This window comes from Pseudarthrobacter sp. TE9888 (assembly GCF_056279345.1).
In genome coordinates this window covers 1,194,879-1,213,767 of record NZ_JBWBRD010000002.1, presented here as the reverse complement: position 1 = coordinate 1,213,767, position 18,889 = coordinate 1,194,879, and the positions used below count along the sequence as shown (strand labels likewise).

The following is an 18,889-nucleotide window of genomic DNA, read 5'->3' as shown; positions in this document are numbered from 1 at the left end:
CAGCGGGTCAGGCCAGGGGCGCCGGGACGGGGCCGAGTTTCGCCAGGAATGGCATGCGGGCCAGCACGGCAAGGCCGAACCGGTTCCACAATCCCGTGACGAACACCGCGCCCGTGGCCGCTGTGAGGAAGGACGCCGTGACGTCCGTGGGGTAGTGCACGCCGAGGTAGACGCGCGAGAATGCGACCGAAGCGCCGATACCAATTCCGAGGATGGCTGCGGGGCGCTGCCACCTGGTGCCGCGGGCCAGCAGGAAGATGGCTATTGCCAGCGCGGAGGCCAGTGCCACGTGGCCACTTGGGAAGCTGTCAGTTCCCGGTTCGGGGACCAGCGGGTTGAACAAGGCGGAGGAGTCCGGCCGGTGCCGGGCTACCAGTACTTTGAACAGCTCGCTGCTCACCCAGGCGCCGGCGGCCACTAGCCCGGTGGCAACCGCGTTCACAGGGCTGCGGCGCGCCAGCAGAAGGAAAAGGCACAGGGCGGTGATCATCAGGACGCCGCCCGCGGGACTGAACACGACGTTGATGAACATTGCCACGGCGGTCAGCGGGGCCGTGTGGTCGTGGCTCAGTTCAGCGTCCACCGACATGTCCGCCGCGGTTAGGGCAGGCGTAAACCGCAGTGCCAGTCCCGCTGCCACAATCAGCACCGCCGCCGTGAGCGGAACGGCGATCCAGTGCCGAAGCTGGGGGAGGACCGCCATGCGCACGGCCGCGGCGTCCGCTTCGGACGCCGCCCCGGGGGAATGGTTGGTACGGGACGTCAAGGGTCTGCCTGGTTCTATCGCCGGTCAGGGTACCTATGAGTATGCACCTGTATGGCTGAAAGAATCCTGGGACCTTACTAGAGGTGCTGGATGCCTGCCCGCTGCATCGCGTCACGGTAAGTTTCGACGCTCTTGGCGAGCAGCTCTTCCTGCTTGGCCTCGGAAACAGCAAAGGCCCTGCCGCCAAGGGCGGAGGCCTTGTAGATTTTGATGCCGCTGTTCTTCAGCGATGAGTGGTAGGTCTTCTCGAACAGAGTCAGGAACGTGGAAGCGTCCGTACCGTGCGCGATGATGGCCGAAACGCGGGAATTGATTTTGAGGAACTGGCGGAACGGGCGGAGACCGTCGGTCTTTTCCTGAACACTCAATGCCGAGGGGCTGCCGCTCTCCCGTACCCAGGGGTAGGCATTCCACGGCATGACGTACCGGGGATCCAGCTCAGCGAGCTCATAGATCTGGGTGGCCCTGCGTGCAGCCTCGTCATCATTGTTGTGCGAGACGAACCCGGATTCGGTCCCTTTGCCGGGGCTCGCCTGGAGGCTGATGATTCTGCACTCGTCTTCGTCGTGGACGGGGTCGATATAGGGGACATTGGAACCGGGCTTCTTTTCCATCAGTTCATCGCAAAGTTGGGTTACCTTCGCGATGTTCGGTTCCTGTAGCAGGGCCTTTTTTTCGTCCCAATCAATCGTCACGATTTCTCCCTTGGCAGCGAGGCGTCCAGAATCAGGCGTCCTATGTCACTCTACGCTTCCCCGGGTGGGGGTGGGCACTCACAATTTTGCGGAGGCCTCCAACTAGCCTCCGCCGGCTGGCAGTTGGCCTAGTGCCGCCCGCGCAGGTGCTGGTTTTGAAGTTCGTCGAGCTGCTCATCTGTTAGGTCATCGAACGCGCCGGCTTCCCTTTTGTCACTGCGCGAGAAGCGGATGAACATGAGGATAATCAACGGCAGGTCCAGGACCTCGCAGATGAACCACAGCAGGTTGCCGGCGAATTGCTGGTCTTGGAGGGCGTCCCGGAACCACCACTGGGGATTCGGAACGGACGTCACATGGTCGAGCACCTGGCCATTGAGGCTCAGCAGGATGCCCGGGACCGCGTCGATCAGCAGTTCGATGAATACGAACATGAATTCAAGGGTCAGGTAGGCGCTGGACCGTTGGAAGTCGGACTCTTCGATGATGGGCAACGCCATCAACATTCCCAGTAGAGGAACTCCAAGGGTGAGCAGTGCGCCAGCCACGGGGTCGGTCCGCAGCGTGAAGAAGGCCGGCGTGAGGAAAGTGGAGAAGAGTGCCAGGCCCAGTAACGGCGCACCGAATGAGTTGCTTACGAATCGAACCGGCCTGCTGGACAGGACTGTGTCCAGGGCCGACCTGCCCTTGGGCGGCAATGCCGCCCGGGCGAGGGTGAGGGGTTTGCCAAGCCCGATCAGCAGGGGGACGACGAACAGCAGCAGGGAAATCTTGATAGTGAATGCCCACCGCTGCTCAGCGCTGTAAACCCCGGTAAAGCCACAGGTGAGAACGATAAAGGAGCCCAAACCCAGGACGTAGAACGCCACAGCCCGCCATGCCGGCCATCGATGACCGCCGTGCGCGGCGGAACGCATTCCCCACCCGTACAGGACGCCGGCCACGGCGACGAAAGCTGCAGCGGCCCAATCGAGTCGCCAGGAGGAAATGAGGATCTCAAGGGGTGGCACGCGCCAAATTGTAGATGGCGTTCCTGAGAGCTGCCTGTCCGTATTCCGGAATGACGGCGCGGTGCGGCGGCAGGCGCTGCCCTTGTTGGACTGCAGGCGCCCGGGGCCATGCTGTTCAATGGATTATGCAGTTCACCAGGAAGGGCCTGAAGGCCGAAGGCTTCGCCGGCTTCCGGCCCATCCGCAGCCTCGAGACAATGCGGATTCCGCAGGGAACAGGCCTGTTTGCGGTCTTGGTGCCGGAAGATTTCCAGGCGCGCTTTCTCACGAAGAGCACCGCCGGCGTCTTCAAGAAGAAGGACCCTTCCCTCTCCGCCGCAGCACTGGCCGCCGAGTGGGTGGATGGCGCGGTTGTCCTATACGTGGGGAAGGCCGGACCCGGAAGCAAGGGTAACCGGGGACTTCGGCGCCAGATCCAGGAGTTCGTTGACTTCGGGCAGGGGAAGCCTCCAGGCCACTGGGACGGGCGGCTCATCTGGCAGCTCGCTGACGCGGGATCGCTGACCATCGCGTGGACGGAACTCCCGGCCGGCCAACTGAACGGCGCCGAAGCGGGTTGCCACGCTGCCTTCATGGCGGAATTTGGCCGGTTGCCGTTCGCCAACCTGGTGCAGGCCCGCACCAAGGCGGGTGGCTGACGCCTGCGGCAGGTCAGCTACGCAGATCCCCGCAGCCGATCCATCTCGCGCCGGTCCTTCTTCGTCGGGCGCCCGGCGCCCCGGTCGCGCTGCGGCAAGCCAAGCGCCGGGAGTACGGGGCGCGGGGGAGTGTGGTCGGTGAAGCAGTGCGACGCCGCCTCAGCCCCCACGCGTTTGGCTATGAGCCGGCGCACCTCAAGGGTGCGCTCGTACCCGGGCATCCGGACGGTGACGGTGTCGCCCGTGACCAGCGTCGCCGACGCTTTCGAGGGGCTGCCGTTAAGGCGGACATGCCCGGCGCGGCAGGCTGCCGTGGCGGCAGAACGTGTCTTGTAGGCGCGCACTGCCCACAGCCACGCATCTATTCGGACACTGGCGGGAGCGGATGGGAGGCTGGTCATGATTGGCACCGAGTATAGCCCCAGGGGGTGCCGCCCCGGGAAGCAGGTCCAGCTTCACTCCACCGCCACGCTGACGCGCTGCACTATGTTGTTGCCCATCCCCTGGTAGTTCCAGGCCTGCTCCAGTGGCTGGCTGGCGCCGGTAATGTCCGTGGCCCGGCACGCCAGGACATGTTCGCCGGGGTCCGCGACCCACGGAAGGCTCCACTTCCGCCACGCGTAACCGCCCACCGGCTTATCCAGGTGGGCCGGCAGCCAGGTGCCGTCAATCCCCACCTCGACGGCGGTCACGGCACCTCCGCCGGACCACGCGCGGCCTTCCAGCATCACCGGGCCAGCGCGGAGGAACCGCTTCCGGGTGAAGAAGTCCGGAACACCCGGCGGGACCATCAACGAACGCACCCTGATCCGCGAAACCGGGGTGCCGGCGTCGTCCGCGGTGTCCTGGTAGCGGTAGGCCACCTTCTGCTGGAACCCGGCGAACGGCGCCCTGGCCACCTCGATGGAGGCGAGCCACTTGACGCTGGCCATCCCGTACCAGCCCGGGACCACCAGCCGCAGTGGGTAGCCATGCTGCGGCGGCAGGTCGGCGCCGTTCATTTTGTAGGCAAGGACGACGTCGGGACGCAAGGCCTCGCAGACCGGCAGGCTGCGTGCGTAGCGCTGGGAGACGCCGCCCTGGAAGCCGGCATCGGCCCCGGTGAAGACCACTTCCACAGCGTCCGGCAACACTCCGGCCTTGCCGAGGAGATAGGCCAGCGGCACCCCGGTCCAGTGCGCGGTGCCCACCGCTTCCATGACCCAGGGCTGGCTGACGGGCCGCGGTTCAAGGAGCGACCTGCCATTGCCCGCGCATTCGAGGGTTACCGGCACAGTGATTGCCGGGTCCCTGCGGAGCGCGGCCATGCTCAGTTCAAGGGCGCGTTCCACCGCACCCCCGATCCGCAGGTGCCAGGACGAGGCGTCGACGTCGGGAATATCGAAGTGCGTGAGCACGTAGTGTAGCCCGGGCGGCGTGACCTCGCGGCGGAGCGCCTCCAGCGGCATCGAATGGTTGCGGGCTGCGAGCTGCAGTTCCTCCCGGGTGAGCGGGCCAGCCGTAGGCTCCGTGGCGGTGGCACGGACCGGCGCCGGCTCCTGCCGGGTGGACTGCTGGTTGCTGGACTTCATGGCGGTGCGATTCTGCTCGGCGGACTGAGTCCCCCCGCCACAGGTCTACGCCGGGCCCAGCCGCCCGTCAACGAAATTAACCGGGTTACAGCACCGGCCGCGTCAGGAATTCAGCCAGGCTGATGGGGTCCTGCCCGGTCAGCCCATGCACGTCCGGCGAAAGTCCCGCCATTTCGCCGGCGGCCATGGCCGTGTAGGTGCTGACCCACGCGTCCAGCTGCCATTGCGGGGCGCCATAGGAGGCCCGCGACGCGTACGCCTCCTCCACCGACTCCGCGTGGTAGCGCACCTGCCGCCCCGTGCCGGTGCTCAGCACCTCGGCAGCCCCGGCCATGCTCAGTTCCTCCGGGCCGGTCAGGTTGTACGTCTTGCCCTTATGGATGGCAGGATCCCGCAGCACGGCGTGCGCGGAGCGGGCAACGTCCTCCCGGGCCACGCCGGAAAAGACGCCGTCCCCGGCAGGCCCGCGGATCACGCCGTCGTCCCCGGTCATCAGCGGCAGGAAATCCAGGTAGAAGTTGTCGCGCAGGAAGGTGTACTCCATGCCGGACGCCTTGATCCGCTCTTCGGTGGCATAGTGGTCCCGGGCCAGCGTGAAGGTGGCGTCCGGGGCCGCCCCGTAGAAGGACGTGTACACCACGTGCTCCACCCCGGCGGCGGCCGCGGCGTCCACGAACGCGTAATGCTGCTGCAGGCGGTCTTCGGCCTCCGCGGCAGAGACCATGAACAGCACCTTCGCCCCGGCCAGCGCCTGCCGGGAGGCGGCGCCGTCCCCGTAGGAACACACCACCGGATGCGCGTCCTCCAGTTGCGGTGCCCGCGCGGCGTCCCGGACCAGCAGGCGCTGGGCGAAACCGGACCCGGCAAGCTGCCGTGCCAGCATTCCGCCCAGGCCTCCGGTGGACCCGGTGACGGCGAGGCCCGGCAGTTCCGACGGGGACGCCACTTAGGCCTCCCGGGTGGCCGGCGACTTGGTCTGCGCCGGGTCGCGTTCGGCGAGGCCTCCGACGGCGTCGTCAATCCTCTTAAGGACCTCCGCCTCCAGCTTCACTCCGGCGGCGCCGACGCTGTCGCCTATCTGCTCGGGCCGGGAGGCGCCCACGATGGCGGACGCCACGTTGGGGTTCTGCAGCACCCAGGCAACGGCCAGCTGCGGCATGGTGAGGCCAGCCTCCTGGGCAATCGGCTTCAGTTCCTGCACGGCGCCCAGGACGTCGTCGCGCATCCACCGCTGGATCATTTTGGCGCCGCCCTTTTCATCCGTGGCCCGGCTGCCTTCGGGGGCGGGCTGGCCGGGCAGGTACTTGCCGCTCAGGACACCCTGGGCCATGGGTGACCAGACAATCTGGGACACGCCCAGCTCTTCCGACGCCGGAACCACCTCGGCCTCGATCACGCGCCAGAGCATGGAGTACTGCGGCTGGTTGGAGATGAGCTGGAAACCCAGTTCCTTGGACAGCTTGTGGCCCTCGCGGAGCTGCCCGGCAGTCCACTCGCTCACCCCGATGTACAGCGCCTTGCCCTGCCGGACAATGTCCGCGAACGCCTGCATGGTCTCTTCCAGCGGCGTTTCGAAGTCGTACCGGTGGGCCTGGTAAAGGTCCACATAGTCCGTTTGCAGCCGGCGCAGCGATCCGTTGATGGATTCCATGATGTGCTTGCGGGACAGGCCAAGATCGTTCTTGCCCTTGGGGCCGGTGGGGCCGAAGACCTTGGTGAAGATCTCCACGGACTCGCGGCGCTCATCCTTGAGTGCGTGGCCCAGGACGGTTTCGGCGGCGGTGTTGGCGTAGACGTCCGCGGTGTCGAAGGTGCTGATGCCGGCGTCGAGCGCCGCGCGCACGCACTGGGTTGCGACGTCGTTTTCCACCTGCGAACCGTGCGTCAGCCAGTTGCCGAAGGTGATTTCCGAGACTTTGAAGCCGCTGTTTCCGAGGTATCTGAATTCCATGGGTTTCACGCTAACCCAGATGGTTGCTCAGGGTAAGGGCTTAGCCATTCTCCTTGGACTGCTCCTTGAGTACCTGCTGCTGACCGGCCAGTGACACAAGGGATCCGGTATCCAGCGGGGGCAGCGGATGCAGCGGCTGGGGCTTCTTGAAGGACCGTGGCATTTCGTGCGGGGGCCGGTGGTTGTGCAGGGCGGACTCCACCAGCGGGGCCACCTCGGAAACTTTGTCCGCGGGTACGGCCGGGTCCGGAAGATCCCGCACGGACAGCTTGATTTCCGGCCGTTCGGCCCGCGCCCGGGCTTCGGCGCGCTTATCGGCCTGGGCAACGGCGGAGGCCCAGTCTTCGGCGAGGACCGGCGGTTCGGGGCGGGCGGCGGCAAGCTTTGGGTGGCGTCCGACGGCGGTGCCCAGCGACTCCTTCAGCCGGGACGGTTTCAGCGCGGCCGTTCGTTCCCGGAGAGGCTTGCGGGGCCGGCCCTGCTTGGCAGGGGCGCCGGCAAAACCGACGGAATCGCGCTTGCCGGGGGCCCGCCCGAACAGGGTCATGAGGATGACCGCAGTGAGGCGGCCCAGGCCGGCAAGGACCAGGGTGATGACGCCGAGCAGGAAGAGGACCAGGAACATCAGGAGGGCCAGGCCCATGGTGCCCAGGAAAGTCAGGTTGAGGACGAGAGTGTCCGGGTGCTCCACGCCATCTCTCCTCTCTGCCTGCATCCTGCGGCCGCTTCCTGTGTACAGCGCCGGCCGCGGACTCCATCTCCACCTTACGGATTTTTGCCCGGCCGTGCCCCGGCACGCGTGGCCCGGTCCCAGGTTGTAGCGAAGCTGTTACCGGATATGACAGCATCACCGGGTGACCGCATCAATAGATTCCGCAAACTGCATATGTCTGTCCGGAGACCCTTACGCGGCCTGCTGTGGCCGGTTCCTTTCCGGCGGGGCGGAGGCCGCCACGGCGGAACAGTTGATGCGTTCCCGGTACAGTGCTTTTGCCCTGTTGGACGAGGGCTATTTGCTCCGCACCCACCATCCCTCCACCGCGCCGAAGGCCCTGGATCTGGATGCTGCCATGGAGTGGCGCCGCCTGGACATCGTGGCTGCCTCCGGGGGTGGACCGTTCGACACCGCGGGCACCGTGGAGTTCAAGGCGTACTACCGCCATGGCAGCGAACGGGGGATCCTGCATGAGAGCAGCAGGTTCGTCCGGGAGGGCGGCCGCTGGCTCTACGTGGACGGCGACATCCTCGCCTGACTACTCCCCGTCGTCGTAATACTCGCTGTCCGGGGTGAAGCCGGCGCGGTCAACCTTCCGGTGGAACCTCATGCCCGCCAGGCCGCCCAGTACAGCGCCCACGAGGGCCACCAGTGCCACCACGATCGCGGCGATGATGCTGGTGGTGGTCAGCTGTCCTTCGTTGATGGGGATGCGGGGGAAGCTGTTCAGGTTGGCCAGGACATTGAACTGCTGCCCGGCCACGAGTCCCAGGATGGCCACGACGATGGCTGCGATCAGGGCCCAGACCCACACCATGAGTCCCTGCTTGGCGCCGTTGAAGCGGGCCATGCGGCCGGCAACGTAGCCGCCGCAGTAATAGGAAAGGAACAGGATGACCAGCAGGACGATGATCCCTACCAGCCCAACCGTGCCGCTGTTCCGGGCCGCCTGGTTCACGGCCTCGTTGACATCGGTGTTGTTCGCAAGGCCCACGGCTGTCCCGGCTGCTGCCACCAGGGCGGTCAGCAGGACGGCCATGCCGGTGGCGGCCAGCCAGCCAAAGAAGGCGGAGCCAACCTTGATGCCGCCGAACCGCTCTTTCTGGCGCGCCACTGCGGTTTCCCTGTCCGCGAGCGTGGGGTCCACCATGGGAGCCGCTGCGGTGGGGGCGGGCCGGTACTCGCGCTCCGCGCTGGGCGGGGCAGGTTCGTAGGACCGCTCTGCCCTGAGGTCCGCATCCCGGTTCACGGCGCGGCCGCGTTCCCCCGGGCGCACAGGCTCGTTTTCACGGGTTACCGCCGTTTCACGGGCGCGGACTCCCTCCCGGGCGGGCGCCTGGTCCATCGAGCGCGTGGCGGCGTCGCCCGCGCTGTCGTCCCGGTAGCTTCCGCTGCGGGTGGTGTCGTCCTCCCGGGCGCGGCGGGGAGGCAGGTTCTCTGGGTCCGTTGAGCTGCTCATGACTCAACTCAACCACCCGCCCCCGGGTGATAGCAAGCGTGCTTACTACTTTGTGACCTGCGGTTTTACCGGTAGTTCCGGTGCAGGTCCTCCTTGGTTGATGCTCCCGGAGAGGCGTCGGCGATCCATGGGCCCGTGCCCTCGGACTGGTCCAGCACCCCTGCCTCCAGCCACGTGTAGTCACCGGCAAGCACTTTTCGCGTCAGTGCGTGGTCGGCGTCGTCCGTGTTCCGCCACAGCTGGTCGAAGTATTCGTCCACCCGGACCCTTGCCTGCTCACAGTAGGCGTCGGCGAGCTCGTAGGCGCTGGCTGCCTTGTCGGGGGACGTCTTCAGGAGCATTTCGGCGCGGGAGCAGCATGCCGTCATCGCGAAGAGCTCCGCACCGATGTCCACCACCCGGCCGAGGAACGCCTGCTTGCGCTCGAGTTTGGCCTGCCACCGGCCCATGCCGTAGAACGTCTGGCGGGCGAGCCGCCGCGACGAACGCTCCACGAACCGAAGGTGCTTGGCCAGCCGGCCGAACTCGCCGTAGGACCGCGGGTCCATCCCGGCGCCCGCCACCAGCTTGGGCAGCCACTTGGCGTAGAAGCCGGAAGCGCCGACGGCGGCCTTCGCTTTGTCGGCCAGGCTCGCATCGAGGGACGCGAGGTCGCCCGCAGCGGCAAGGTGCGCGTCCACCGCTTCCCGCGCGATCAGCAGCCGCATGATTTCGGACGAACCCTCGAAGATCCGGTTGATGCGGAGGTCCCGCAGCTGCTGCTCGGCCGGCACCGCCCGTTCCCCGCGGGCGGCCAGCGACGCGGCCGTTTCGAATCCGCGGCCGCCCCGGATCTGGACCAGTTCATCGGCTATCCGGCAGCTGATTTCCGTGGCCCAAAGTTTTGCGAGCGCGGCCTCGATGCGGACGTCCTTCTGCCCCGCATCGGCAAGTTCGGCGGACAGTTCAAACACGGCGTCCAGGGCAAAGGCCGAGGCCGCGATGAACGCAATCTTCTTGCCCACGGCCTCGTGTTCACCCACGGGCCTGCCCCACTGGGTGCGGGCATTGGACCACTCGCGGGCAATCTTCAGGCTCCACCGTCCCGATGCCACGCACAGCGCGGGCAGGGCCAGGCGGCCGGTGTTGAGCGTGGTCAGTGCGATCTTCAGGCCCTGGCCCTCGCGCCCGAGCCGGTTGGCGGCGGGCACCCGGACCTGGTGGAAGCGGGTCACCCCGTTCTCGATCCCGCGCAGGCCCATGAAGGCGTTGCGGTTTTCCACCGTGATACCCGGCGAGTCCATCTCCACCACGAACGCGCTGATGCCGCCCTTGTGCCGGGTGCCGTCCGGGTCGGTGTGCGCCGGGACCACCGCCATGACCACCACCAGTTCGGCGATCACCCCGTTGGTGGTCCACAGTTTCACGCCGTCCAAAAGGTACGCGTCGCCGTCGTCCGTGGGGGTTGCCGTGCTGCCCATCCGGGCGGGGTCGCTGCCCACGTCCGGTTCGGTGAGGAGGAAGGCAGTGACGGCACCGGCGGCACACCGTGGCAGGTACTCACGCTTCTGTTCGGGCGTCCCAAAGACCTTCACGGGCTCGGGCACGCCGATTGACTGGTGGGCGGAAATCAGGGCGCCCAGGCTGGGGTGCACGCTGCCGAGCAGGGCAAGGGCCCGTCCGTAGTACACCAGCGAGAGGCCCAGGCCGCCGTATTCCTCCGGGATCTTCATGCCAAAGACGCCGAGGTCCGCCAGGTCCTTGATGTATTCGTCCGGAATCTTCGCGTCCCGCTCGATAACCCGCCCGGACATGGTCCGGGCGAAGTCGGTCAGGCGGGCCATGAACTCCTCGCCCTTTTGGACGGAAGCTGGGTCAGCGGCCGGCCACGGGTGGACCAGGTCCAGATCGAAACTGCCCAGGTAGAGGCCCTTGGCGAAGCTGGGACGGTCCCAGCCTGACTCCCGGGCGGCCTCGGCGACGGCCCGGGCATCTTCGGCGGTGGCGCCGGCGCCGATGTTGCCGGCGGGGACGGGGGTTTCTTCAGCCGGGGCGTCTTTGGCCTGGCTGTCAGTTGCGGAGGTCATGGGTTCTCTCCTTGGCCGGATTGGCCGGTGTAGCCATGGATCCGCCGGGTTGGAGAACCCTTCAGCTGTCCCTCAAGATTACCCGCGGGTAGGTTCCGGTGCTAGGGGCCGGTTGGCCCTGGAAGTCCCCCGGAAGCTCGACGGCGGAAGCGCGGTGGACCAGCCTGTCCCACCCTGAATTGATCCCGTGGACCACCGCCATGAGCGTATTGACAACAACTATCCAGGTGAGCTTGCCCGCGCCCAGTACCACCAAGGCCACCAGCCCGGCCGTCAGGACGAATCCGGCCAGGACCGCGCCGAACACCAATGTCCCGATGAAGACCAAAGTGGCTGTTTCCACGGAGCTTAGATCGAACTGCATGTATCCCCCTGCTGCGACATTGCCTGCGAAAGACTGCTGTAGTGAAGACCGGTAGCAGAAGCGTAGGTGGACGGCTGCGGGCGCAGCCAGACCCGGCGCGGACGGCGGCACCTGTTGATATGGGATCGAAACACTACCCACAGGTAGGTCACGAAGCGGTCGCGGCGGCCTGCGTTAACCTTGTAGTTGGCAGTTTTCCGGTCCGGCCATTTCGGACCGCCCCTGCCCAGCCCCCGGAACAGTCCGCAGCCAACAGCCCAAGGAGAGTGTGTGCCCCGCTCCGCCAGGTCATCCGCTGACGCCATCAGCGCCCGGCTCCGGGACCTCGAACTCCTCACCAAGGGTCCCGCGTGGGCCCTGACCCGTTCGGCGCCCTGGGTCATTGCGGTGCTCCAGGCATCCTTTACCCGCACCCGGCCGCAGGTCCCGCTCGAGGAATTCCATGCCGACGTCGACACCTTCCTTGAAGAACTCCGGCGCCAGGACCCCGGGCTGGGTGGAGGGGCCAACGGCAAGGCCTTTGGCGATGAATGGACGCGGCGGCAGTTCCTGACCCGCCGGAACCAGTCAGGCCAGATCGTCTACGAGGCAACTGAGCCGGCAGCCCGCGTGCTCGCCTTCCTGGACAGCCTCTCCAGCGAGCGGTCCACCTTGAACGGTTCCCGCCTGGGCACCCTTCTGGGGGACGTGGAGAAGCTCGCCAACGAGACCAACCCGGACCAGAGCGCCCGGCTGGAAGCCCTCGAAGAGGAAATCGAAGAGCGGCAGCAGCTCATCCAGGACATCAGCACCGGCGAGTTCGACGGCCTGCTCGACGACGACGACGCCGTGGAGGCCGCGGGAAACATCCTGGACCTGGCAGCCAGCCTGCCCGCGGACTACAAGAAGATGCGTGACCGGATCGAGGAACTGGTGGGCGGCCTCCGCAACCAGATCATTGAGGAGTCCCTGACCAAGGGTGCCACCATGGCCCAGGTCCTTGAAGCCGATAAACGGCTGCGCCAGAGCCCCGAAGGCAGGACCTTCCGGTCCTTCACTGCCTTCCTTGAGGATCCGCAGCAGCAGCTCCGCTTCCGGTCCGCGATTGGCGAGGTCCTGAGCCGCCAGTTCGCCGACGACCTCTCACCCGATGACCGGGAAACGCTGAAGAACCTGGTGGCCGAACTCCGCCAGCAGCACAGCCAGATTCAGCGCATCTACGGCAAACTCAGCGAAAGCCTCAACACGTACGTCCAAAGCGACGACTTCCGCCAGTCGGTCAGGCTGCGCCAGGTCCTGCGCGAAGCGGAGCAGGCCATCCGTTCCCTCCCGTACGAGCGGGAACGCCCCGGGCTGGTCCCCGGGCCGGTCCTCTACAACGCCGGCTTCGAGTCCCTGTCCATGGTGAAGCTGTTCGACCCGGACGAGTTCGCGGCACCGCCCCGCCTGGCGGATCCCATCGCCTTCACCGACTCGGACCGGGTGCGCTCGCCGAGGACCGGCAAGGCCAAGCCGGCGGTGGTCCGGGCAGCCATGGCCGGAGCTGCAACCCTTGCCGACGCCTGGCAGCAGCTGCCGCCCGAAGAGCAGCACATCAACTCCATCCGCGCCCTGTTGTCGGAAGCCCTCCACGCCGGGGCGGACTTCAACCGCGGCGCCTGGGACGGACTGGACTTCGAACAAATAGACGGCTCCACCCGCAAGGCCTACCTGCCGGTGGTCACGCTCGCAAAGGATTCAGATGACTGAGGTTTCACACGACACGACCCCAGCGCCCGATGCCGCCCAGGGAGTGGCATCGAAGGGGACGAACGAGGGCCCCGATGCGAGCTTGCGAGCACCGGGAAGTCCGGACCCGCTATCGGAGCCGCGCGCTGGGCTGATCGAAGATCAGCCGCGCGGCGAAGGGGCCGGGGCGGCATCGGGAGCTGGGTACCCCGGACCTGTTTCACCCCGCGACACCTTCGTCGACGGCGCCGCCTTGTTCCCCGGCGACACGGGCGTTCTGTCGATGAAGGTGCGGCAGGCCCTGGTGAAGCTCCTTAAGGGTCCTTACATTGACGGCGGCCGGGACGAAAAGCTGTGGACGGTGCTGCTGGACCACCAGGTGATCCTGCGCAGCCGCCTTTCCGAGCTGTTCCTGACCCTGCAGCTGGACCATGAGCGGAAGATTGCCGTCCTGCGCCCCGTGGATCCGGAGGTGATCGGCGGCAACACCCGGTCCAGCATCCTGCGCCAGCAGCGCGCCCTCAGCCGGGTGGAAACCATCGTGCTGCTCCGGCTGCGCCTGCTGCTGGACCGGCACGTCACTGCCCAGACGGACCCCACCATCACCCGTGAGGAGATCACGGACCTGGTGGCGCATTACCAGCCCGCCGGGCAGCAGGACGCCCTGCGCGACTCGGACGTGGTCACCCGCGCCATCACCAAGCTCCTGGCCCGGCAACTCCTGCTCCCCACCGGTCTGGACGACGTCTACACCATCTCCAACGCCCTGCCCCTGGCCCTGCCGTTCGAAAACATCGGCGACATCCCGGCCCACATCGAGGCCTTGGTAGCGGCTTCGGCAGACGCCACGGGCACGGAAGCACTGTTGGAGTTTGACGCCCAAGGTGGGGACGAGAATGACGACGACGGCGCTGCCGCCCCGGGAGTGGCATCGGGCCTGTCGGAGCCGGGCGCATGGTCCGCAGGACCAATGCCGCCCGGCGAAGGGGCGGGGGCGGCAGCGCTGTCGCCGTTCCCAACCACAGCTAAGGAGGCAGGACAGTGACCATCGCGAGCATGCTTCCGTTGGGGGACGTGACCAACCCCGGGCAGATGCGCCTGGCGCTGGTGCAGGTGGTCAACTGGGGGACGTTCCACGGCGCGCATACGATGCACGTGGACCGGAACGGAACCCTGCTGACGGGTAACTCCGGCGTGGGCAAGTCCACGCTATTCGATGCAATGCTGCGGGTGTTCGATGCCCGGCCGAGGTCGAATGAGGCCGCTGCGCAGCGCTCGGGTGCCGTGGAGGACAAGCGGACCACGTTCACGTACATGCGCGGCAAGGTGGGGGACAAGGCCGTGGGCGAGGGCTCGGCGAGTGCTTTCCAGCGCCCGGGTGCCACCTGGTCCGCCGTCGCCCTGACGTTCGACAACGCCGCCGGCACCCGGGTGACGGTCTCGGCGCTGTTCGACCTGCCGAAGAACGGCACCGAGTCCAGCGTGGGCCGGTTCTACCTGATCGACAATGTGCCCCTGGACCTTGAAGCGCTCGAGGGCATCGCGGACAAGCGCTTCACCAAGGGTGCCCTGGAGACGCTCTTCCCGCACGCCCAGGTGTTTGACGTGCACAAGGCGTTCGCGGAGCGGTTCCGGCGGCTGCTGGGGATCAGCTCGGACCAGGCGCTGCCCCTGCTGCGGGTGATCCAGGCGGGAAAGGGGCTTGGCGGCAGCGTCAACACCTTCTTCCGCGACCAGGTCCTGGACGCGCCGGCAACGCTGGCCGCCGCGGACGACGTGGTGGAGGAGTTCAGCAACCTGATGTCCATCCGCCAGCGGCTGGAGGATGTCCGGCAGCAGCGGGACCAGCTGGCCCCTGTCCCCGGGCTGAACCGCGAATACGCGCAGTCGCTGCTGGACGCGAACCGGCTGCGGGAGCTGGTGGGCGGGGAATTCGACGCGTACAAGCAGCAGCTCGCCGTCACGGTGCACCAGAAGACGCTGGTCCGTTTCCGTGAGCTGGCGCAGTCAAAGGCCAAGGAACTGGGTGCCGAGCGTGCGGTCCGCGATGGCCTGGCCAAGGAACTGCGGGAGCTGGAAGCCGACTACAACAACCAGGGCGGCAACGCGATCTCCGCGATCGAGCAGTCGCTGGAAAACGCCCGGGTTGGCCTGAAGCTCCGCCAGCAGGTGGAGGAGGCAGCCCAGCAGGCACTGGCCGACGCCGGCCTGCAGCTTGAGTGGAGCGGCGCCGGCTGGGAGCAGGCGCACGAGCAGGCAGCAGCCCGGTCGGCCGAGCTGAAGGACGACTCGCAGGCCCTGCAGGAGCTCAGGTTTGAGGCGTTCGATGCGCACGCTGCCCGGAAACGCGAGCTGGCCGCGGCTGAGCAGGAACTCGTCTCCCTGAAGACGCGCAAATCCCTGCTGCCGCCGTCGAGCATCGAAAACCGCGCCGCCATAGCCGCCGCAACCGGCATCCCCGAGGACCGCATGCCCTTCGCCGGTGAGCTCATGGATCTCGCCGAGGGGGAGGAACGGTGGCGCCCCGCCGCTGAACGCGCACTCCGCAACCTGGCCACCACCCTGTTGGTTCCCGGCGAGCACTTCGGCGCCGTGACCCGCTACCTCAACGACCACAACGTCCGCGGCGCGCTGCGGGCCGTGGACGTCTCCAAGCCGCTCGCCGGCGGCGCGCTCGCCGTGGAGGACGCACGCGACGGCGACCTGCTCACCAAGCTGGACATCCTTGCCTCGGGTGCGGCTGCTGAGGCGGGGGAATGGGTCCGCGAGCGGATCGCCCTCGATTTCGCATACCCCTGCGTGGAGGACCCTGACGAACTGGCTGCACTGGACAAGGGCCTCAGCCTGGGCGGCGTGGTCAAGCGCAACCGGCACACGGTGGAGAAGGACGACCGCTTCACCAGCCGCCAGGATTACGTCCTGGGCTTCGACAATGCGGCCAAGCTGGAGCTCGTGGCCGGGCAGGTGGAGGACCTCCGGCAGGAGGTGGCCAAGGCCGCCGAACTGGCGCAGAGCCGCGAGGACTCGCACCAGGGCATGAGCCGGCAGCTTGACGCCCTGCGCCGGATCGCCGAAGACGACCGTCCGTGGGAACAAGTGTCTGCCGCGGTCGCCGCCGATGACCTGGCGCGGATCGAGCAGCGGCTCAAGGACGCCCTTGCTGCCCAGGCGGACCTGGAGCCGCTCCGCGCCAGCATCGAGGAAGTCCGGCACAAGCACCAGTCCAGCACCGAGTCCGCCGCCGTCCTGCAAAGCGAATACAAGGCACTCGACCGCCAGCTGACGGCTGCCGATACCCTGCTGGAAGCCGCGCGCGACCGCCTGGCCCAGGCACCGCCGTCGGACGCCACCGTCAAAGCCCTGGAACCCTACTTCGCCGACTTCGGCGACATCACGGAAATGCACGAGCTGGACAACCTGGCCAACCGGGTCCGGACCGCGCTGCTAGGCGAACTGCACTCCGCGGAGTCGCGGGGACAGGCGACGGCCGAGCGGCTAACCCGCATTTTTGAAGGCTTCGTGCGCGAGTGGGGGAGTGCCATCTCGGCCGACCACGGCACCAGCATCGGCGCCGCGAGCGAGTTCGAGGCGCGCTACCACGCGATCATTAACGACGGCCTGCCCGCGCAGGAGGCGGAGTTCCGCCAGTTCTTCAACCAGCGCACGCACGAGTCCTTCAGTACCCTGCTGCACCTGCTGGACGAGGAACGCCGCTCCATCACCAGCCGCATCCTGCCCCTGAACGGCATCCTCTCGCAGGTGAACTTCCACGAGGGCAGCTACCTGGAACTGGACATCAAGCAGACGCTGCCGCCCACGGCCAAGCAGTTCAAAGACGCCATCCAGAACGCCCTGAAGGCGCGGCACACCCGGCCGGTGAAGGCGGAGGCCGGCCGGGCGGAGGGCTCCGGCGCCGAAGGGGACGACGACGGCGAGCTCACCGCCCGCTACAAGTCCCTGGAAACCCTGGTCAAGCGGCTCGGTTCCCAGGCACCCGAGGATCGGCGCTGGCGTGCCGAGGTACTGGACGTCCGCGGGCACCTTTTCATCCAGTGCAAGGAGCACCGGGAAGTCACCGGTCCGCGGGGCGGCAAGAAGACCGAAGTGTTCATGCACGCTGACACCGGTTCGATGTCCGGTGGCGAGCGGCAGCGGTTCACCGCCTTCATCATGGCCGCGGCACTGAGCTACCAGCTGGGCATCGCCGAGCAGGGCTTCACCACCTACGGCACCGTGATGATGGACGAGGCCTTCGTGCTCGCGTCGGAGGAGTTCGCCGGCGCCGGGATCAAGGCGCTGCACGAATTCGGCTTCCAGCTGCTGCTCGCGGCTCCGGAGAACGTGATCGACCTGTCCCGCCACCTGGGCTCGGTCACCGAAATCCTCCGGGACCGGCGCACCAACCGCTCCGGAGTCCTCACAGCGCCGGTGATCCGTCCCCGGCCGGGGGAGGAAGGCGCCTGGCGGTCGGAAGCGAACCCGGTGGACATCGTGCTGCGCTGAGAAAGCCGGGCAATATAACAAATAGGTGGAATTATTGTGCGGGCAATGGTGGCCGGTGTTTTCGTTGTGCCACTCTGGGATGACCAACCACACCTCGCCTGAAGAAATCCCATAGGTACTGCGGGATGCTGGGTCCGCGCTGTTCCCCAAGAGAACGATGGCGTCCTCTTGAAAGGCACTTCCATGCGTGTCCTGCAAGGTGCACCGCCGGCGCTTGCTGCCGTCCTGCTCTCCCTCGCGGCTTGTGCGGAGGGGACCCCGGCGAATGGCGGTTCATCCCCGGCGTCCGCCGCCAGTTCCACAGTGGCCCCGGATCCGGGCCGGGCAATAGTTCCCGCGGCTACCTCTTCTCCGGTTCCCGCAGGGCCGGAAGCTTTCACCCTTTCCCGATGGCCGGCTGTCCTTCAGCCATCCGGCGGACTGGACGGTGGAGCTTTTCGAGCCGTCGAAAACTCCGTATGTGGGAACGGCTACGGTTCACGATGCCGGAGGAAGCAGCCGCATCAACATCTACTACGGCCAAATCGCCGATGTCGTCGCCGGCTCTGCCACCCGGACCGTCATCGAAACAGACCCTGTCCTGGGCCTCCGGGACCATTCTGTTCCCACGCCGCATGCGTCGTTCTTTGTGGACCGCAGTGAAGGCGCCCCAAGATACCGCATGGAACTCACGGCTGGATTGCCTGTTTCCCCGGACGGACAGGTGCGGGAAGGTCCGGTGCTGCTTGGCGGCCGGGTCTTGAGCGCGGATGTCCTGTTCGACGCGCAGCCGTTCGCCAGCGATGACGCGGCGAAGGCCTGGTACTGGGGCGCCGAAGGCCAGGCGTTGAAGGCTGTACTGATGAGCTTCTCCTACCGCTGACCGGCAGGCCGGGAAGTCCCGTTCACGGCCGTGAACGGGGCTTCGCCTGCCTGCTTCGCCCGACGTCCTACTTGGCCTGAACGCGCGCCAGGAACTGCGCCGTGCGGTCCTGAAGCCCCTGGATCTGGCGTTCCACCACGGCGGCGGGATCTGGATTGATCTCATTGACAGGCGGCTCCCTGCGGACGTTGCCGCAGCACACGAAGTCGGCGCAGATCAGGGTGCCGACGGTATTGCCGTTCCGCCCCGACTGGCCCGCCCGCTTGGCGACCCACAACAGCACGTCCTCCTTGGACAACACATCCCGGCAGAGCTCACACAGCACCGACCGGTTCTTCTTGGCCCCTCCTTCGGGTGCCCGGAGCATGATCCCGGTGAGGCCCTTTTGCCCCGGGACCACGAGGTAACCGCGCAGCGGCATCTTCTCGTCCCGCCAGCCCAGGAACTCCAGGCCGTCCCAGTCGAGCGAGTCGAAGTTTTTGGGCAGGGTGAGCTTTGCAGCTTCCGAGCGGCTGGCGTTGACGAAGGATGAACGGATCTGCTGGGACGTGACTGATTGCATGGCTGAAACTTTCGTGAAGG

General features: G+C 66.9%; 18 protein-coding genes. 6 read left to right on the top strand and 12 right to left on the bottom strand.

Annotated elements, in window-relative coordinates:
- Positions 1 to 7 precede the first annotated feature (7 nt).
- The 3 genes from ACZ9J7_RS06205 to ACZ9J7_RS06195 all read right to left on the bottom strand — a co-directional run bounded on the left by ACZ9J7_RS06205 (position 8) and on the right by ACZ9J7_RS06195 (position 2,471).
- On the bottom strand, positions 8 to 766 hold the full coding sequence (locus tag ACZ9J7_RS06205; protein ID WP_476207928.1) for a phosphatase PAP2 family protein: 759 nt from the start codon (positions 764 to 766) through the stop codon (positions 8 to 10).
- 77 nt (positions 767 to 843) lie between these two features.
- Positions 844 to 1,461: a uracil-DNA glycosylase family protein gene (locus ACZ9J7_RS06200; RefSeq protein ID WP_476207926.1), complete on the bottom strand. Its 618-nt coding sequence runs from the start codon at positions 1,459 to 1,461 to the stop codon at positions 844 to 846.
- Between the two features lie 128 nt (positions 1,462 to 1,589).
- Positions 1,590 to 2,471, bottom strand: a complete 882-nt coding sequence (locus tag ACZ9J7_RS06195) for a cytochrome c oxidase assembly protein (RefSeq protein ID WP_476207924.1) — start codon at positions 2,469 to 2,471, stop codon at positions 1,590 to 1,592.
- A 125-nt stretch (positions 2,472 to 2,596) separates the two neighbouring features.
- Between ACZ9J7_RS06195 and ACZ9J7_RS06190 the strand changes: the two genes are divergently transcribed.
- Positions 2,597 to 3,109, top strand: a complete 513-nt coding sequence (locus ACZ9J7_RS06190; RefSeq protein WP_476207923.1) for a hypothetical protein — start codon at positions 2,597 to 2,599, stop codon at positions 3,107 to 3,109.
- Between the two features lie 17 nt (positions 3,110 to 3,126).
- Here ACZ9J7_RS06190 and ACZ9J7_RS06185 read toward each other — a convergent pair whose 3' ends face one another.
- The 5 genes from ACZ9J7_RS06185 to ACZ9J7_RS06165 all read right to left on the bottom strand — a co-directional run bounded on the left by ACZ9J7_RS06185 (position 3,127) and on the right by ACZ9J7_RS06165 (position 7,322).
- The gene (locus ACZ9J7_RS06185; RefSeq protein WP_476207921.1) at positions 3,127 to 3,510 is read right to left on the bottom strand and encodes an RNA-binding S4 domain-containing protein; all 384 of its coding nucleotides are present in this window, start codon (positions 3,508 to 3,510) and stop codon (positions 3,127 to 3,129) included.
- A gap of 54 nt (positions 3,511 to 3,564) precedes the next feature.
- Positions 3,565 to 4,680, bottom strand: coding sequence for a sulfite oxidase (locus tag ACZ9J7_RS06180; protein WP_476207919.1), 1,116 nt, complete (start codon positions 4,678 to 4,680; stop codon positions 3,565 to 3,567).
- Between the two features lie 85 nt (positions 4,681 to 4,765).
- Complete coding sequence (locus tag ACZ9J7_RS06175) at positions 4,766 to 5,626, bottom strand: SDR family oxidoreductase (protein ID WP_476207917.1); 861 nt, start codon at positions 5,624 to 5,626, stop codon at positions 4,766 to 4,768.
- Positions 5,627 to 6,631: an aldo/keto reductase family protein gene (locus ACZ9J7_RS06170; protein WP_476207915.1), complete on the bottom strand. Its 1,005-nt coding sequence runs from the start codon at positions 6,629 to 6,631 to the stop codon at positions 5,627 to 5,629. It abuts the gene before it with no gap.
- Between the two features lie 40 nt (positions 6,632 to 6,671).
- On the bottom strand, positions 6,672 to 7,322 hold the full coding sequence (locus tag ACZ9J7_RS06165) for a hypothetical protein (protein ID WP_476207913.1): 651 nt from the start codon (positions 7,320 to 7,322) through the stop codon (positions 6,672 to 6,674).
- A 163-nt stretch (positions 7,323 to 7,485) separates the two neighbouring features.
- Between ACZ9J7_RS06165 and ACZ9J7_RS06160 the strand changes: the two genes are divergently transcribed.
- Positions 7,486 to 7,884, top strand: coding sequence for a YchJ family protein (locus ACZ9J7_RS06160; RefSeq protein WP_476207912.1), 399 nt, complete (start codon positions 7,486 to 7,488; stop codon positions 7,882 to 7,884).
- On the opposite strand, the gene ACZ9J7_RS06155 is transcribed toward ACZ9J7_RS06160, so the two are convergent.
- From ACZ9J7_RS06155 to ACZ9J7_RS06145, 3 genes are all read right to left on the bottom strand, one after another.
- A complete protein-coding gene (locus tag ACZ9J7_RS06155) occupies positions 7,885 to 8,805 on the bottom strand; it encodes a TIGR04086 family membrane protein (protein ID WP_476207911.1) in 921 nt (306 codons plus the stop codon).
- 65 nt (positions 8,806 to 8,870) lie between these two features.
- A complete protein-coding gene (locus ACZ9J7_RS06150) occupies positions 8,871 to 10,871 on the bottom strand; it encodes an acyl-CoA dehydrogenase family protein (protein WP_476207910.1) in 2,001 nt (666 codons plus the stop codon).
- Between the two features lie 61 nt (positions 10,872 to 10,932).
- The gene (locus ACZ9J7_RS06145) at positions 10,933 to 11,235 is read right to left on the bottom strand and encodes a hypothetical protein (RefSeq protein ID WP_476207909.1); all 303 of its coding nucleotides are present in this window, start codon (positions 11,233 to 11,235) and stop codon (positions 10,933 to 10,935) included.
- Between the two features lie 270 nt (positions 11,236 to 11,505).
- Between ACZ9J7_RS06145 and ACZ9J7_RS06140 the strand changes: the two genes are divergently transcribed.
- From ACZ9J7_RS06140 to ACZ9J7_RS06125, 4 genes are all read left to right on the top strand, one after another.
- Complete coding sequence (locus ACZ9J7_RS06140; RefSeq protein ID WP_476207907.1) at positions 11,506 to 12,963, top strand: DUF3375 family protein; 1,458 nt, start codon at positions 11,506 to 11,508, stop codon at positions 12,961 to 12,963.
- Positions 12,956 to 13,987: a DUF4194 domain-containing protein gene (locus ACZ9J7_RS06135; protein ID WP_476207906.1), complete on the top strand. Its 1,032-nt coding sequence runs from the start codon at positions 12,956 to 12,958 to the stop codon at positions 13,985 to 13,987. Before ACZ9J7_RS06140 ends, ACZ9J7_RS06135 begins: the two co-directional genes overlap by 8 nt.
- Complete coding sequence (locus tag ACZ9J7_RS06130) at positions 13,984 to 17,445, top strand: ATP-binding protein (protein ID WP_476207904.1); 3,462 nt, start codon at positions 13,984 to 13,986, stop codon at positions 17,443 to 17,445. Before ACZ9J7_RS06135 ends, ACZ9J7_RS06130 begins: the two co-directional genes overlap by 4 nt.
- Before the next feature lie 460 nt (positions 17,446 to 17,905).
- On the top strand, positions 17,906 to 18,307 hold the full coding sequence (locus tag ACZ9J7_RS06125) for a hypothetical protein (protein WP_476207902.1): 402 nt from the start codon (positions 17,906 to 17,908) through the stop codon (positions 18,305 to 18,307).
- Positions 18,308 to 18,374: 67 nt separating this feature from the next.
- Here ACZ9J7_RS06125 and ACZ9J7_RS06120 read toward each other — a convergent pair whose 3' ends face one another.
- Complete coding sequence (locus ACZ9J7_RS06120) at positions 18,375 to 18,869, bottom strand: FBP domain-containing protein (RefSeq protein WP_476207900.1); 495 nt, start codon at positions 18,867 to 18,869, stop codon at positions 18,375 to 18,377.
- Between the last annotated feature and the right edge of the window lie 20 nt (positions 18,870 to 18,889).